This is a genomic window from Paenibacillus sp. GCM10027628 (assembly GCF_042676385.1).
GTDB lineage: Bacteria > Bacillota > Bacilli > Paenibacillales > NBRC-103111 > Paenibacillus_E.
Genome location: NZ_JBHTHA010000016.1, coordinates 13,675 through 28,210, shown reverse-complemented (window position 1 = coordinate 28,210; position 14,536 = coordinate 13,675). Strand labels below are relative to the sequence as shown.

The 14,536-nt window shown below is 49.7% G+C and carries 17 protein-coding genes and 1 riboswitch; all 17 genes read right to left on the bottom strand.

Annotated elements, in window-relative coordinates; all coding sequences use genetic code 11:
• Positions 1 to 50: 50 nt before the first annotated feature.
• Positions 51 to 275, bottom strand: a complete 225-nt coding sequence (gene atpE, locus ACFQZT_RS15460) for a F0F1 ATP synthase subunit C (protein WP_379301350.1) — start codon at positions 273 to 275, stop codon at positions 51 to 53.
• Between the two features lie 78 nt (positions 276 to 353).
• The gene (gene atpB / locus ACFQZT_RS15455) at positions 354 to 1,052 is read right to left on the bottom strand and encodes a F0F1 ATP synthase subunit A (protein ID WP_379301348.1); all 699 of its coding nucleotides are present in this window, start codon (positions 1,050 to 1,052) and stop codon (positions 354 to 356) included.
• Between the two features lie 33 nt (positions 1,053 to 1,085).
• On the bottom strand, positions 1,086 to 1,469 hold the full coding sequence (locus ACFQZT_RS15450; RefSeq protein WP_379301346.1) for an ATP synthase subunit I: 384 nt from the start codon (positions 1,467 to 1,469) through the stop codon (positions 1,086 to 1,088).
• Positions 1,466 to 1,690: an AtpZ/AtpI family protein gene (locus ACFQZT_RS15445; protein ID WP_379301344.1), complete on the bottom strand. Its 225-nt coding sequence runs from the start codon at positions 1,688 to 1,690 to the stop codon at positions 1,466 to 1,468. Before ACFQZT_RS15445 ends, ACFQZT_RS15450 begins: the two co-directional genes overlap by 4 nt.
• 210 nt (positions 1,691 to 1,900) lie before the next feature.
• Positions 1,901 to 3,037 (bottom strand): non-hydrolyzing UDP-N-acetylglucosamine 2-epimerase, encoded by a 1,137-nt coding sequence (gene wecB / locus ACFQZT_RS15440; protein WP_379301342.1) that lies wholly within the window; start codon positions 3,035 to 3,037, stop codon positions 1,901 to 1,903.
• A gap of 35 nt (positions 3,038 to 3,072) precedes the next feature.
• The gene (upp, locus tag ACFQZT_RS15435) at positions 3,073 to 3,702 is read right to left on the bottom strand and encodes a uracil phosphoribosyltransferase (RefSeq protein ID WP_379301340.1); all 630 of its coding nucleotides are present in this window, start codon (positions 3,700 to 3,702) and stop codon (positions 3,073 to 3,075) included.
• Positions 3,703 to 3,929: 227 nt separating this feature from the next.
• Positions 3,930 to 5,180: a serine hydroxymethyltransferase gene (locus tag ACFQZT_RS15430; RefSeq protein WP_379301338.1), complete on the bottom strand. Its 1,251-nt coding sequence runs from the start codon at positions 5,178 to 5,180 to the stop codon at positions 3,930 to 3,932.
• Positions 5,181 to 5,235: 55 nt separating this feature from the next.
• A complete protein-coding gene (locus ACFQZT_RS15425) occupies positions 5,236 to 5,841 on the bottom strand; it encodes a TIGR01440 family protein (RefSeq protein ID WP_379301336.1) in 606 nt (201 codons plus the stop codon).
• Between the two features lie 19 nt (positions 5,842 to 5,860).
• Positions 5,861 to 6,319, bottom strand: coding sequence for a ribose 5-phosphate isomerase B (rpiB, locus tag ACFQZT_RS15420; RefSeq protein WP_379301334.1), 459 nt, complete (start codon positions 6,317 to 6,319; stop codon positions 5,861 to 5,863).
• Between the two features lie 104 nt (positions 6,320 to 6,423).
• A riboswitch (ZMP/ZTP riboswitch) is annotated at positions 6,424 to 6,504 on the bottom strand.
• Between the two features lie 86 nt (positions 6,505 to 6,590).
• On the bottom strand, positions 6,591 to 7,181 hold the full coding sequence (locus ACFQZT_RS15415; RefSeq protein WP_379301332.1) for a low molecular weight protein arginine phosphatase: 591 nt from the start codon (positions 7,179 to 7,181) through the stop codon (positions 6,591 to 6,593).
• A gap of 89 nt (positions 7,182 to 7,270) precedes the next feature.
• Entirely contained in the window at positions 7,271 to 7,834 is a 564-nt protein-coding gene (locus tag ACFQZT_RS15410; RefSeq protein WP_379301330.1) for a manganese efflux pump MntP, read from the bottom strand.
• 111 nt (positions 7,835 to 7,945) lie between these two features.
• The gene (locus tag ACFQZT_RS15405; protein WP_379301328.1) at positions 7,946 to 9,040 is read right to left on the bottom strand and encodes an L-threonylcarbamoyladenylate synthase; all 1,095 of its coding nucleotides are present in this window, start codon (positions 9,038 to 9,040) and stop codon (positions 7,946 to 7,948) included.
• A 45-nt stretch (positions 9,041 to 9,085) separates the two neighbouring features.
• Positions 9,086 to 9,841, bottom strand: coding sequence for a stage II sporulation protein R (gene spoIIR / locus ACFQZT_RS15400; RefSeq protein ID WP_379301326.1), 756 nt, complete (start codon positions 9,839 to 9,841; stop codon positions 9,086 to 9,088).
• 714 nt (positions 9,842 to 10,555) lie between these two features.
• Positions 10,556 to 11,446, bottom strand: coding sequence for a peptide chain release factor N(5)-glutamine methyltransferase (gene prmC / locus ACFQZT_RS15395; protein ID WP_379301324.1), 891 nt, complete (start codon positions 11,444 to 11,446; stop codon positions 10,556 to 10,558).
• Complete coding sequence (prfA, locus tag ACFQZT_RS15390) at positions 11,446 to 12,522, bottom strand: peptide chain release factor 1 (protein WP_379301322.1); 1,077 nt, start codon at positions 12,520 to 12,522, stop codon at positions 11,446 to 11,448. Before prfA ends, prmC begins: the two co-directional genes overlap by 1 nt.
• Before the next feature lie 42 nt (positions 12,523 to 12,564).
• The gene (gene ychF / locus ACFQZT_RS15385) at positions 12,565 to 13,665 is read right to left on the bottom strand and encodes a redox-regulated ATPase YchF (RefSeq protein WP_379301320.1); all 1,101 of its coding nucleotides are present in this window, start codon (positions 13,663 to 13,665) and stop codon (positions 12,565 to 12,567) included.
• A gap of 78 nt (positions 13,666 to 13,743) precedes the next feature.
• Entirely contained in the window at positions 13,744 to 14,457 is a 714-nt protein-coding gene (locus ACFQZT_RS15380) for a PilZ domain-containing protein (RefSeq protein WP_379301318.1), read from the bottom strand.
• Positions 14,458 to 14,536: the final 79 nt, after the last annotated feature.

Below are 14,536 nucleotides of genomic sequence, written 5' to 3'. Positions count from 1 at the left end.
GGCAAAACGAAGGCGTGGAAGCTCTATGGCCATCCCCGCCAAACGAATTCTTAAGCACGGCCCATAAAGATGAACGCAAGTACCAATGCAACGACCGGCATTGCCTCTACCAGACCTACCCCGATAAACATTGTTGTTTGAAGCGTACCACGAAGTTCTGGTTGACGGGAAATACCTTCCAAAGCGCGACCTACGATCAAACCGTTACCGATACCTGCACCAAGTGCTCCCAAACCGAATACGATACCTGCTGCTACTAATGCTATTGCTCCCATTGATAAAATCCTCCCTTAAATTCATAAGTGTTTGTTTTTATGGATTAAACTCGAGACTTCCCGAGGTCAGTCTTACTTTTAATGCTCTTCTTCGTGAATCAACGTTTGCGAGATGTAAACCATTGTCAGCATAGTAAATACGAAGGCTTGAATCGCACCTACGAACACACTAAAGCCCTGCCAAACGAAGAGAGGCGCAATTCCAAACCAGCCAGCTCCAACAATGACAGAAATCATAATTTCACCTGCGTAAATGTTACCGTAAAGACGGAAAGCGAGCGTAAGCGGCTTTGATACGACTTCAATTAAATGAAGGATCAACATTGCGCCTTTATACTCAAAGTAATGTGCGAAGTAATGCTTCGTGTTGCGCGTAATCCCTAAGTAGTGACTCAGTACGATGACGATAACCGTAAGCGCTCCAGTGACTGCGATATCCGCTGTCGGTGATTTCCACCAAGAAACATGATCTTCAGTCACAATCGAGAACGGAAGTCCCAGCATATTTCCGATAAAGATGTACATGATGAGCGATAGCCCCAGTGCAATAAACCCTTTACCGTGTTTGGATCCAATCGTGCTTCCGATAATGCCTTCTACAAACTCAATCGTCCACTCCATGAAGTTTTGCAATTTCGATGGATTCGTTACCGATGCTTTGCTTGCACCTGCAATCGCTAGAATCAATACGATCACAGTGGTAATTCCGATCATCATAAGTGCTGATGCGTCGAAGTGAATGCCTAACCACGTAAACTCTGGTGCATGATGTTCCATGTTTTCCATTTTCACCCCTTTCATCGAATGGAATTACTTCTGAGACTTTCGAATAGAAAGAATACCCAGTACGAGTGTTGCCAATTGAACAAAAAAGTATCCAGCGATGGTCGTCGTTAATGCGATATGCTGTGGATACCGGACGGCAACCAGTCCTGCCAGAGCCGCAATCGCTGCTCTTGTCAGAAAGCCCAAGGTGACCTTGCGCCCCTTCTGCTCTATAGCAGCTGCCGCCATCTTGTTAATCTTCCAGGCGAGGAACCTCGCATTAATCATGCTGGCTATAGAGCCAAGCATCAGTCCTGCAAAGTAAATCCTGTAGTCAACAAGCAGAGCCCAAGCAGCCAAACAAAAGGATAGAAAGAAAAGAAAAGCATTTTGAACCGTTTTCAGAGTGGCTGAAAAGTCATCCATCATAGCCCTCCGTACTGCTTAATCATGAAGTAAATGCTAATGATTCCGGTTACAAGGCCAAGCAGGAACCCACCCAGCAACCAGAGCTGCCCGCCCAGTGTATGACTTAGCCATTCGCCAAACCAATAGCCGGCTAGCAAACAAACGACGAGGTCAATGCCAATTGCACTGGTTAACGCTGCGGCTCGCCAAGGATTATCCTTCTTCGGATCTTGTCGTTTCATAGCATCCTCCTGGGAGTTGTTCCAATAGGAACACTAACTCCAACGAATCCTCATTCATTGTATCGAAGCCACGCAAGGTTTGTCAATTGAATGAACTTCAATCGTTCGTACCAGCAAAACGCCCCAGAGCCTTGTGGCTCTAGGGTTTGCGGATTTCCAAACCGAACAGTTGAACTGTACGCTGTAGCGTTTGTCATGATTTTGTCACGGTTAGAACGCGTCAGGACGATTAGGGGTCTTACCAAAATGGTGAAGAATGGCTTGAACGATACGCTGGGACGCTTTTCCATCCCCGTAAGGGTTGGCGGCTTGGCTCATTTTGTTGTATAAATTTGGGTCTGTCAGTAGCGCGCGCGCACGGTTATAGACCGTCTCCTCATCCGTACCGACAAGCTCCAAAGTACCTGCATCGATCCCTTCCGGGCGTTCCGTCGTATCCCGCAATACGAGAACGGGAACTCCGAAGGATGGCGCTTCTTCTTGAAGACCGCCGGAATCGGTCAGAATCATATGAGCGTGCGGATAGAAGTTGTGGAATTCGAATACATCAAAAGGATCTACCAGCTTGATCCGTGGATGGTTGCCCAGAATTTCATGGGCGGGTTCTTTGACTGCCGGACTCGGATGCACCGGATAGACGATCGCGATGTCGTCAAACTCATCGGCAATGCGACGAACGGCACGGAAGATCTGGCGATGCGGCTCTCCCTGAGCTTCACGGCGATGCGCTGTCATTAGGATCAGCTTACGCCCAGCCGCCCATTCCAGCACCGGATGATCAAAGTCTTTTTGTACGGTGTATTGGAACACATCCGTAACCGTATTTCCCGTTACATAGATACGGGACTCCGGCTTATTTTCCTTGCGGAGGTTGTCGGCCGATTGCTCTGTCGGCGCAAAATGCAGATCCGATAGCACACCGGTCAGCTGGCGGTTCATTTCTTCCGGATACGGGGACATTTTGTTCCACGTGCGGAGGCCCGCTTCGACATGACCCACTTGAATTTGCTGCATAAACGCGGCATAGCTGGCGAGGAACGTTGTTAACGTATCCCCGTGCACGAGGATAAGATCAGGCTTCGCCTCCTGGAATACAGGTTCCAACCCTTGAAGAACGCGAATCGTAATCTCGTTCAAGGTCTGGCGGTCCTTCATGACGTTCAAATCGTAGTCAGGCGTAATTTTGAAAATATCCAGCACCTGATCTAGCATCTGGCGATGCTGCGCTGTTACGCAGACGAGCGATTCTATATGTTCAGGGTGCTTTTGCAGCTCCAAAATGAGCGGAGCCATCTTGATAGCTTCCGGTCTCGTTCCGAAGATCGTAATTACTTTCAAACGTTCCATCAGTTTCTTCTCTCCCTTTAAGCGGTTGTTTAAACCTATTTGGTGCCAAATAAACGGTCCCCGGCATCGCCTAGACCAGGCACGATGTAGCCGTGATCGTTCAAGCAATCGTCTACGGCAGCTACGTAAATATCGACGTCAGGATGCTCGTTTTGCACGGCTTTGACGCCTTCTGGCGCAGCGATCAAACACATGAGCTTGATTTGCGTGCAGCCTCTTTTCTTCAGCACCTCGATCGCTGCATTCGCAGAACCGCCTGTGGCCAGCATCGGATCGATGACGATCAGCTCCCGCTCCTGGACATCCGTAGGCAGCTTTACATAATACTCGACAGGCTGAAGCGTCTCAGGATCACGATAAAGACCCACATGCCCGACTTTTGCTGCAGGAATCAACTTCAGCACGCCGTCTACCATCCCGAGACCAGCGCGTAAAATCGGAATCAAACCGAGCATTCTTCCCGATATAATGCGGCAATCCGCCGTCGTTACCGGCGTTTTCACTTGAATATGCTCGAGTGGAATATTTCTCGTAATTTCATAAGCCATTAAAGTCGCTACTTCGTCCACGAGCTCACGAAAATCTTTCGTTTTCGTATTCTCATCCCGAATGTATGTAAGTTTGTGTTGAATGAGCGGATGATCGCAAATAAATACTTTACCCATGTTGTTCCTCCTAAGAGTTTTCGATAAAACTTGCATCGTAAGTGTAAGCATTAACGGTTTCAAATACCTTAACGGCCAAGCAAACCTTGTCCATTATATCATATGTTATCCAACTTATCTTCTGTAGAACCCAAAGAAAGGAAAGAAGAGCAAAATTATCATCACTCTCTCTTAGATAAAATGAAAAGACCGGCTGCGAGAGCCGGCCTTTCCGCTAAATCCAATAATTAATAAGTCAAACCTGGGTAGATCGGGTATTGTGCCGTCAAATCTTTCACCATGCCGCGAGCTTTATCCAGAACGGCTGCATCGCTAGGGTTTTTGAGCGTCAAGCCGATCACTTTCGCGATGGTTTTCATAGCTTCTTCGCCCATTCCGCGGGATGTGATCGCCGGTGTACCCAAGCGAATACCGCTTGTTACAAACGGGCTTGTCGGATCGAAAGGAATCGCATTTTTGTTCGCGGTAATGCCGATCTCATCAAGTACGTGCTCCGCATCTTTACCTGTGATGTTCAGGTTGCGCAGGTCAACGAGCATCAAGTGATTGTCCGTACCGCCGGAAACAAGGTCGATGCCTTCAGCTTGCAGAGCAGTCGCCAATGTTTGCGCGTTGTTGATCACTTTTTGCGCGTAAGTTTTGAACTCAGGTTGCAGCGCTTCGCCGAAGGAAACAGCTTTAGCTGCAATAGTGTGCATCAATGGTCCGCCTTGGGAACCAGGGAATACCGCTTTATCAATCGCTGCCGCCCAAGATTTACGGGACAGGATCATACCGCCGCGAGGACCGCGAAGCGTTTTATGCGTTGTTGTTGTAACAAAATGTGCGTGAGGCACTGGATTCGGGTGCAGACCCGCTGCAACAAGACCTGCGATGTGCGCCATGTCAACGAAGAACAACGCGCCCACATCGTTAGCGATGGAAGCCAGCGCTTCGAAATCGATCGTGCGCGGGTAAGCACTTGCGCCCGCTACGAGCATGCGAGGCTTATGTTTGAAAGCCGCTTTGCGGACATCGTCGTAGTCAATGCGGGAGTCTTTTTCGCTGACGCCATAAGCCACGAAGTTGTACAAGATACCGGAAGCATTCACGGGGCTGCCATGTGTCAAGTGACCACCGTGCGCAAGGTTCATACCAAGTACGGTATCGCCAGGGTTCAAGGCTGCCAAGTAAACAGCCATGTTCGCTTGTGCGCCGGAGTGAGGCTGAACGTTCGCATGCTCAGCACCAAACAGTTCTTTCGCGCGATCGCGCGCAATGTTTTCCACGATGTCTACGTACTCGCATCCACCGTAGTATCTTTTGCCTGGGTAGCCTTCTGCATATTTATTCGTCAAAACCGTACCCATTGCTTCCAATACCGCTTGGCTTACGATGTTCTCGGATGCGATCAGCTCGATTTTGTCGCGTTGACGGCCGAGCTCCAAATTCATAGCTTCCACAATTGCCGGATCTTGCTTTTTCAAAAAGTCTGTCATGAGTAATTCCTCCCAATTTTTATAATCAAATTTGATCTTTATCAGACAAATCCGTTTAACAATCTTCGTTCGGTGCCGCCTCAAGATACCGTTGATCAGCCGTTTCTGCCGTGTAGACAGCCCTTGTACCGCCAATCAGCTTTGGACGTGTATAGGCCATGGTTACATACGCATGACCAATCGAGCGCACGGGCGGTCTGGCCGGCACCGCGACACGACGCAAGTGCATTCCGATCAGCGTGCTGCCAATATCGATGCCTGCGTGCGCCTCAATCGTCTCCACGACGACAGGCTGCGTAAAGTGCCTATATGCATAGGAGGCCATCGAGCCCCCCGCCTTCGGCACAGGAATAACCGATACCGGAACTAGAAGCGGATATCGCGTGAGCATCTCCTCTTCGACGACGAGCGCGCGGTTCAAATGCTCGCAGCATTGAAATGCAAGATGCAGCCCGAACTCGCGGCTTATGCGCAGTGCGGTTTGAAAGATGGGCTCAGCCGCATCCAGCGTCCCCGACGTCCCGATCCGATGTCCGAGAATTTCGCTCGTGCTCGTGCCAACGACAAGGATTTGCCCGGGCCGAAGCCCACCGACCCCAATCAGCTCCCGCAGATTTGTTTCAACCGCTCCAGCGATCGCACCGAGAATGGAATCCGTCATAAAAAGCCCCTCCCCGTAATTAAGGATGAATGGCGAAACGATCTTCGATGCTTTTCACTTTATTAATCCGGTTTTGATGACGCGGGCCTTGCGAGAATTCGGTTTCGAGCCAAATTTTCACGATTTCCTCAGCAACCCCGGGTCCGATAACCCTCTCACCCAGCGCAAGTACGTTCGTATCGTTGTGCTCACGAGTCGCTTTAGCGGAGAAGAGGTCACTTACCAGCGAGCAGCGGATGCCCGGAACTTTGTTCGCGGCAATCGACATGCCGATGCCCGTTCCGCAAATCAGAATCCCTTTATCGGCTTCGCCTGCTACGACTCGCTCGCACACTTGAAGCGCGTAATCGGGATAATCCACAGAATCCGCGCAGCTGCACCCGAAATCTATGACTTGGTGACCCATGGATTCAATAAAAGGAATGATGACATCTTTCAAACGATAGCCTGCATGATCTGCGCCTAATGCAATTTTCATGAGTAAAACGCTCCTTTGCTTGTTCGAGTTCGACCCTCCTATTATATCCCAAAGCTCACCAGAAAACGAAAAAAAGAGCAAGACACGCGAAGAAACACGTGTTGCTCTTTTGCCCAGGCGACCGGCCGTATAGCTCGATGCTCCATTGTGGTTAGTCCCACTCGTCGCCAGTTACATCGAGTCTTGATCAATATGTTTATTTTAGCGCATTCTGCTTGGCCTGTAAAGATGGATCGAGCGGATCCGCTCAGACACCAAGAACGCCTACCAATTAGTTGGATCCGCCTAGCTGTCTGCGCATTTTTTCGATCAGCTTATCGAGACTGCGTCCAATTTCTTCAGCCGTTTGCCGGTATATGTCCATCGATCCGCCAAAAGGATCTGAAATATCATAATCCGGAATCGAATTTTCCAGCTTAAAAATGCGGCTTCTTTCTTCGACGGAAATGGCTTGTGAAAGAGCTTGCTTGAGCTGTAGTTCCGTAACGAGCTGCTCCCGCTCCTCAATCGCTTGTAAAATAAGAGGATCGTCTTCCACATACTCTTTAAGTGTAAATGTTTTATCAACTGCATTAGGAAAACGTTGAATCACAGAGCGCTTATGGCCGACCGTCATCGTCAAAATCAGATCCGCCCATTTTACTTCGGACTCCTGAATCGACAGCGAGCTAATCTGTTCGTCGAAGCCTGCTTCCTTGAGAATCGAAGCGCTATTGCGGGATATCGGTCCCCCCGTCATAGCGGAAACGCCAGCAGAACGAACCTCAGCCGCAAGCCCCTCTTTGTGCACCCTGATACGCAGCAAACCTTCTGCTAACGGACTGCGGCACGTATTTCCTGTACATACAAATAGAATTCGCAACTTGAGATCCTCCTTAGAGTTTTCCGTTAGGAAAACTTTCTTCGTAATCATGTGCTGAGTTTTGCGATAACACTCCGTAAACTATTGTATCACAGTAAAAACTTGATCCCAAACGCCAGCAAAATGAGTCCGCCAAACGCCTCGCCGTATTCGCCAACCCATCCGCTTACTCGTCTTCCAACGAGCAGCCCGGCTATAGACATTAAACCGCCGAATGCCCCAAAAATAAGCACCGTTAGCAAAATATCCGTGGCAAACATCCCGAGCGATACACCAACGGAGAACGAATCAATGCTTACACTCAGCGCAAAAATCGTTAAACCCCAGATCGTCCGATGATCAAAAGATTCCGTTTCTCCACCTCGAATGGAGCTGTAAACCATATGTGAACCTAGCAGAATAAGCAAACAACCGCCTGCCGCAGTGGCTACATTGCCGAGAAGCGAGCTTACATAATGCCCCATAAACATGCCCATTAGAGGCATAAGAACATGAAAAATACCGATGACGATACTTATTTTTAAAATATCCAACAAACGAACGCCCTTCATCCCGATGCCGATTCCCAGAGAAAAAGCATCCAGCCCCAAAGCGATCGCCATAATTATAATCGTAACAAGCTGCCCAATTCCTATTGAAGATGATGCGAGCATGCGCGATCCCCCTGTCCACGTGTTCTATCCCAACATATGCGGACAAACAGGGAAACATGCTAGCTAAGAGTCTGTCAGGTTAATGACGCGAGAAAATATCAGACAGACTCCTTAAACGCGTACAAGCCGATAACCGGCCGCTTTGCGCAGACGATTCATAATCGCAAGTCCAATTCCCGTCTCCGGGCAAGCCTCGGCAGCAATATAACGGATGCCTTCTTCATCAAAACGGCGCAGTGCCGCATACAACTCCTGTGCAATCGACTCAGGTCGAGACAAATAGCCGCATGCGATAACAAGATCCGCATGGTAGCGTGAAGCACGTTCTTCAAAAGTAAGAATCCCTGTGGACTCTCCACGAGCTTTTGCTGCATCAATATCACTTTGAATCCAATGAGTGACTTCGTCTTCATGCTCACCATGCACAATATGCATGTAGCCTTGCGGAGCGTAATGGGTATATTTCATGCCGGGCGCACGTGGAGTTTCTGATTTATGCACATCTTCCCGCTCCGGTTCATGAATACGAATATCCGGCAGAACGGATTGCAGTTGTTCGGCCGTGATACCCCCAGGACGCAAAATATAAAGCTCCCCGTCTACAAACTGAATGACCGTCGACTCTACCCCAACTCCTGTAGCCCCACCGTCTACAAGACCGCCAATCCGTCCTTCGAGATCTTCTCTCACATGGGAAGCAAGGGTCGGACTAGGGCGGCCTGAACTGTTGGCGCTTGGCGCTGCTACCGGACATCCGGCTTCCTGCAGAAGACGAAGCGCTACGGGATGATCAGGAATGCGCACCCCTACCGTGGATAACCCCGCGGTGACTAAAGGCGAAATGCCGCCTGTTTTTAAAGGCAGCACAATAGTTAAAGGTCCGGGCCAGAAAGCCTCCATTAATTGACGATGGTTCGAATCGAGGCTGTCTGGCGCTATCACTCCCGGCAGCTGCTCCCTATCCGCAATATGCACGATCAGCGGATTATCCGAAGGCCGGCCTTTTGCTTTGAAAATCTTCTCCACAGCAGCCGTGCTAGAAGCATCCGCTCCAAGTCCGTACACCGTCTCCGTCGGAAAGGCAACCGTTTCTCCGTCTCGGAGAAGCGCAGCTGCCTCTGCAATCGCTTGATCAGCCAAACGAAGCTGTTCTTCAGATGCTTCCGAAACATCCACTTTCCAATATTGGGTCACGATGGATTCCATCCTTACATTCTTTGATTCTCTATAAGTACAGATGCCGATCGCCCATTAACTGAACCAAGAAACAATTTTCTTAATCATTTCCCAGATGAAAAACTTCACCTTAGGCTGGGCATCGGCAGCTTGCTTTTGGTCTTGATCGACAGTCGGCGATTTTGCACTCGTTTGCTTGCTGCCGGATTTAACTGGTTGCGCGGATTTGCTGTCTTTTGCAGCCGGTTTTGCAGATGCGGCAGAATTCGTTTGGTCTGTTTCAGTTTTTGCTACAACGGCCGCCGTCGTAGCTACCGCTTCGCCGGATACCGAATCTACGAAGCACAAAGGAGGGAACAATACGCACCACCAGTTTTGACCTTCACCACTGCCGATAACGACGCGCAGCGCTTCGTAATCCCCTGCCGGATAAACTTCATTTCCATACATTTTCGTAGGGAAGGGGACTTTACCGAGTTCGACTGTATGTGAATAGCTATAACCGCGCTCTTGTATCATTTGTCCAACTAAAGCATCAAACTCAGGCAAGTGTGCATTCACAACTGCCCTTGCTTCATCCAGTGTATGCGGACCTACAACCCACTCCTGCATCCGGGCTATTATCGCATCCCGAATCTCTCGTTTCAGTGCTTGATCCGAGGCAGAGTCCGAGTTTGCGAGAATACGTAAACGAATCGATTCTTTCGGAATCGTAGGCGACACAACCGCCGCATTCGTGCGGTTAGAATCCCAACAAGCGATCATTACAATAAGTGCAAAAGCTACGAATAATAAATGTTTGAATGAATGACGATTGGCTCTCTTCACCATTAGGAAAAGCCCCTTTCCCATTGCTTCTACCAACCAGTATGGGCAAAAAGAGAGAGGGCTAAACCTAGTAATCTATTTTTTTGATAAAAAAATGATAGAGTCTGCTAGAGAGCTTGTTATTGGACGCATGTATAGGGTTAATTGTGCAAAACGTTTATGCAGAAAGGATGCAGGGAGACCTTAAATCGGTAAAAAAGCGTTAACGCCTCCCTTTTGGGAGAAGGCGTGACTTTAGCGCTGAAAAACAGCGTTAACGCCTCATTCTGCGCCCACTTCGGACGAATATCAGGACCGTAAGGCGGTAAAACAGCGTTAACCTCTCCATTTTGCGAGAAGGCGTGACTTTAGCGCTGAAAAACAGCGTTAACGCCTCATTCTGCGCCCACTTCGGACGAATATCAGGACCTTAAAGCGGTAAAACAGCGTTAACCTCACCTTTTTGCGAGAAGGCGTGACTTTAGCGCTGAAAAACAGGATTAACGCCTCATTCTGCGCCCACTTCGGACGAATATCAGGACCTTAAAGCGGTAAAACAGCGTTAACCTCACCTTTTTGCGAGAAGGCGTGACTTTAGCGCTGAAAAACAGGATTAACGCCTCATTCTGCGCCCACTTCGGACGAATATCAGGACCTTAAAGCGGTAAAACAGCGTTAACCTCACCTTTTTGCGAGAAGGCGTGACTTTAGCGCTGAAAAACAGCGTTAACGCCTCGCCTATGTGACCTCACGCACACGAATGGCGATGACGTGGCGGTCAATCCCCTGGAGATCCGGTACGAACCGGATCTCGTCCCAGTCGGCGGCGTCCCGCAGCATCGCCGCCACAGCCTCCGCCTGCCGGATGCCGACCTCGAACCCGACCATGGTCGGGATTCGCGGCAGCAGCGGCAGCTGCAAAATCATCCGGCGGTACAGGTCGAGTCCCTCGACACCGCCGAATAAAGCCGTGTGCGGCTCATACAGCCGCACCTCGGGCATCAGCGCCGGGAGGTCGGCATCGGGAATATAGGGTGGGTTTGACACCAATATATCCGGCGCCAACCGGCGCTCGATGTAAGGCTCGAGGAGGTCGCCCTCGAGCCACTCCACACGAGCAGCAACGCCGTGCCGCTGCGCGTTCAAGCGAGCCATCTCCAGCGCCGCCGCGGAGATGTCGCTCGCCGCCACGCGCCACGCGGGGCGCGCGTGCGCGATCGTCACCGGGATCGCTCCGCTCCCGGTGCCTACATCCGCAAGCAGCGGCGCGCCTTGCGGGAACAGACGCGAACCCTCGTGCAGCAAAGCTTCCACGAGGAGCTCGGTCTCCGGCCGCGGGATAAGCACCGCGCCGTTCACCGCAAACGGAAGGCCGTAGAACTCCTGCTCGCCGGTAATGTACTGCACCGGCTCGCCCGCGGCCTTCCTTTCCACCAGCTGGCGCCATGCATCAGCCAGCTCCACAGGCAAGGGCTCCTGCCAGCGAAGCAGGAGCTCGGTTCTGCTCCAGCCCAGCAGGTGCTGGAGCAGCAGCTCCACACACGACGCAGCCTCCGCCACGCCCTGCGCCGCTAAAAAAGAAGAAGCCTCTACATAGGCTTCTCTAATGGTCTTCCCAGCAGTAGGCATCACACAGCCTGCTCCCCTTTTTCAAGCAAATCCGACTGCGCTGCAATAGTCAGAGCAGATACGATTTCTCCCATATCGCCGCTAAGCACTGTCTCCAAACGATGCAAAGTCAAACCGATCCGGTGATCGGTCACGCGGCTTTGCGGGAAGTTGTACGTACGGATACGCTCGGAGCGATCGCCCGTACCGACTTTGCTTTTACGCTCGCCGGCATACTTCGCTTCCTCTTCCTCGCGCATTTTATCGGAAATCCGTGCACGCAATACCCGAAGCGCTTGCTCTTTGTTCGAGTTCTGCGATTTCCCGTCTTGACATGTTGCCACGATACCCGTCGGTACGTGTGTTACCCGCACAGCGGATTTCGTCGTATTAACGGACTGACCGCCCGCTCCACTGGAACAAAACGTATCGACGCGAATATCCGCATCATGAATTTCAATTTCCACTTCTTCCGCTTCCGGCATTACTACAACCGTCGACGTTGACGTATGAATACGGCCGCCCGATTCCGTTACAGGGATCCGCTGAACACGATGTGCGCCGCTCTCGAATTTCAGCTTGCTGTAAGCGCCTTTTCCGGTGATCATAAAAATAATCTCCTTAAACCCGCCCAAATCATTCAACGAAGCGTCCAGCACTTCGGTTTTCCAGCCCTGAGCGTCGGCATAACGGGTATACATGCGATACAAGTCGCCAGCGAACAACGCTGCTTCATCCCCGCCTGCCGCGCCGCGAATTTCTACGATCACGTTTTTATCATCGTTCGGATCTTTCGGCATCATGAGCACTTTCAGCTTCTCTTCCAGCTGAACCGCTTGTGCGCTGAGCTCTTCGATCTCCATTTTAACCATTTCACGCATTTCATCGTCCAGCTTTTCGTTCTGCATGGCTTTTGCATCCTGAAGCTGTTCGCTGACACTCTTGTATTCTACATACGTATCATACGATTCTTGAAGATCAGATTGCTCTTTGGAGTATTCTCTGAGCTTCTTCGTATCGCTGGTTACGTCAGGGTCACACAGCAGTTCGCTTAATTTCTCATAGCGATCCGCGATTGCCTGAAGTCTATCCAACATATCGGATCACTCCTTACCATTAATTTAGAGGATATTTAAATGTTAAACATTAAAACGGAAATGCATCACGTCGCCGTCCTGCACCACATATTCTTTACCTTCCAAACGCAGCTGCCCTTTTTCCTTTGCTGCATTCATCGAACCGGCAGCAGTCAGATCGTCATAGGATACAACTTCGGCGCGAATAAAGCCGCGTTCAAAATCCGAGTGAATCACGCCCGCTGCTTGCGGCGCCTTCATTCCCTTGCGAATCGTCCAAGCTCTTACTTCTTGTACGCCAGCTGTAAAATATGTGTACAGGCCGAGCAACTTGTAAGCTGCCTTAATCAATCTATTCAAGCCGGACTCTTGAAGTCCCAACTCTTCGAGGAACATCGCTTTCTCTTCGTCTTCCAGCTCAGCGATTTCGGATTCAACCTTCGCGCTGATCGGAACGACTTCCGCGTTCTCCTGCGCGGCGAATTCTTTGACGATTTTCACATAAGGATTATCGTCCGCTGTTGCTACTTCTTCCTCGCTTACATTAGCCGCGTACAATACAGGCTTCATGGTCAGTAAATGGAGGTCGCGAACAATCAGCTTTTCCTCATCGCTCAAATCCAGACTACGCGCCGGTTTATCTTCATATAGTGTATCTTTGATGCGCTCCAGGCATTCAACCTCGGCTGCAACTTTCTTGTCGCCGCCTTTTAAGTTTTTGCGGGAACGCTCAAGCTTCTTCTCAATCGAATCAATGTCAGCCAGGATCAGCTCGAGATTAATCGTTTCGATATCACCGATCGGATCCACTTTACCGGATACGTGCGTAATATTTTCATCCACAAAACAACGAACTACATGCACGATGGCATCTACTTCACGAATGTGTGCGAGAAATTTATTGCCAAGCCCTTCGCCCTTGCTCGCGCCCTTCACCAAACCCGCAATATCGACGAATTCGAAGGCCGTTGGAACAATGCTCTTGGGTACTACGATCTCCACCAGCCTCTGCAGTCTTTCGTCCGGTACTTCCACTACCCCGACATTCGGATCGATCGTACAGAACGGATAGTTCGCAGATTCTGCGCCCGCCTGTGTAATTGCATTAAACAAAGTCGATTTTCCTACGTTCGGTAGACCGACGATTCCTGCTTTCAAAGCCATTGCAGCTACAACTCCTTAATGTTGAAAATGATACTCATCTATTATATAGCACTTGAAGGTCAAAAAAAAGCCTGTCGGCTACTGATTCACCGCAGACTTTTTTTCCAATAGGCTTCTGTACTGAGCTTCCCGCTTCTGCACAAAGTACGATTCAACCTGATTTTTCAAAATAAAGGCCCTTAATGCATTCGTTTTCATGTCTGGAACTTCGAGATATCGAGCCCCATAATAGATGCCGGTTCCCGATTTCTCTTTCCGCACAATTTCGGTCTTGACCGGCATCGAGAAGCCCAGATCCATTTCAACGTCGAGCTGGACATGCTTATCGACAATTTTATCTACTATAGAGTTGTTTTCAATTGTAAAACCAACGCCGTTCATCGAAATGTTCTTGATGGAAATAACGACCGGGTTATCAAACTGATGTTTATTTTTCTTTTTCACATCATGAAGTCCATGAAGTAATCCGTCCTGTTGGATGTCAATTCGCGGAAATTCCCGTTTTTCCGTAAATTTCTTGCGATTCTCAGGCGGGTTAATCAAAATAACCGAACCATGATCTTTGGCAACTACGGTCGTTTCAAAAACGAACAATCCCGATTTCGAATAAACCGTCATCTTGACTTTGTCTCCAAGTCCAAAAACCTCGTATTGCGGCAGTTCCACCTCAATAATATCGCCCAGCGCATAGGTAAGGACACCTGTAGAAACAAAATCATTCTTATCCAGCACTGCTTTGCTGTCAATCAATACCTCAATGTCATTGCCTTCCTTGCTGCCATAATGCTTCATTGCTTTCTTCACTTCCTCTCTATTCATTTTTTTGTATTAAAAAAGTAGACCATCCCCGTCTGATCGGAACAGCCTACTA

What these genes read in the sequence shown, in the direction of transcription:
- atpE (WP_379301350.1), bottom strand. Translation starts at nt 275, where the DNA reads ATGGGAGCAATAGCATTAGTAGCAGCAGGTATCGTATTCGGTTTGGGA.
- atpB (WP_379301348.1), bottom strand. Translation starts at nt 1,052, where the DNA reads ATGGAACATCATGCACCAGAGTTTACGTGGTTAGGCATTCACTTCGAC.
- ACFQZT_RS15450 (WP_379301346.1), bottom strand. Translation starts at nt 1,469, where the DNA reads ATGATGGATGACTTTTCAGCCACTCTGAAAACGGTTCAAAATGCTTTT.
- ACFQZT_RS15445 (WP_379301344.1), bottom strand. Translation starts at nt 1,690, where the DNA reads ATGAAACGACAAGATCCGAAGAAGGATAATCCTTGGCGAGCCGCAGCG.
- wecB (WP_379301342.1), bottom strand. Translation starts at nt 3,037, where the DNA reads ATGGAACGTTTGAAAGTAATTACGATCTTCGGAACGAGACCGGAAGCT.
- upp (WP_379301340.1), bottom strand. Translation starts at nt 3,702, where the DNA reads ATGGGTAAAGTATTTATTTGCGATCATCCGCTCATTCAACACAAACTT.
- ACFQZT_RS15430 (WP_379301338.1), bottom strand. Translation starts at nt 5,180, where the DNA reads ATGACAGACTTTTTGAAAAAGCAAGATCCGGCAATTGTGGAAGCTATG.
- ACFQZT_RS15425 (WP_379301336.1), bottom strand. Translation starts at nt 5,841, where the DNA reads ATGACGGATTCCATTCTCGGTGCGATCGCTGGAGCGGTTGAAACAAAT.
- rpiB (WP_379301334.1), bottom strand. Translation starts at nt 6,319, where the DNA reads ATGAAAATTGCATTAGGCGCAGATCATGCAGGCTATCGTTTGAAAGAT.
- ACFQZT_RS15410 (WP_379301330.1), bottom strand. Translation starts at nt 7,834, where the DNA reads ATGCTCGCATCATCTTCAATAGGAATTGGGCAGCTTGTTACGATTATA.
- ACFQZT_RS15405 (WP_379301328.1), bottom strand. Translation starts at nt 9,040, where the DNA reads ATGGAATCCATCGTGACCCAATATTGGAAAGTGGATGTTTCGGAAGCA.
- spoIIR (WP_379301326.1), bottom strand. Translation starts at nt 9,841, where the DNA reads ATGGTGAAGAGAGCCAATCGTCATTCATTCAAACATTTATTATTCGTA.
- prmC (WP_379301324.1), bottom strand. Translation starts at nt 11,446, where the DNA reads ATGCCTACTGCTGGGAAGACCATTAGAGAAGCCTATGTAGAGGCTTCT.
- prfA (WP_379301322.1), bottom strand. Translation starts at nt 12,522, where the DNA reads ATGTTGGATAGACTTCAGGCAATCGCGGATCGCTATGAGAAATTAAGC.
- ychF (WP_379301320.1), bottom strand. Translation starts at nt 13,665, where the DNA reads ATGGCTTTGAAAGCAGGAATCGTCGGTCTACCGAACGTAGGAAAATCG.
- ACFQZT_RS15380 (WP_379301318.1), bottom strand. Translation starts at nt 14,457, where the DNA reads ATGAAGCATTATGGCAGCAAGGAAGGCAATGACATTGAGGTATTGATT.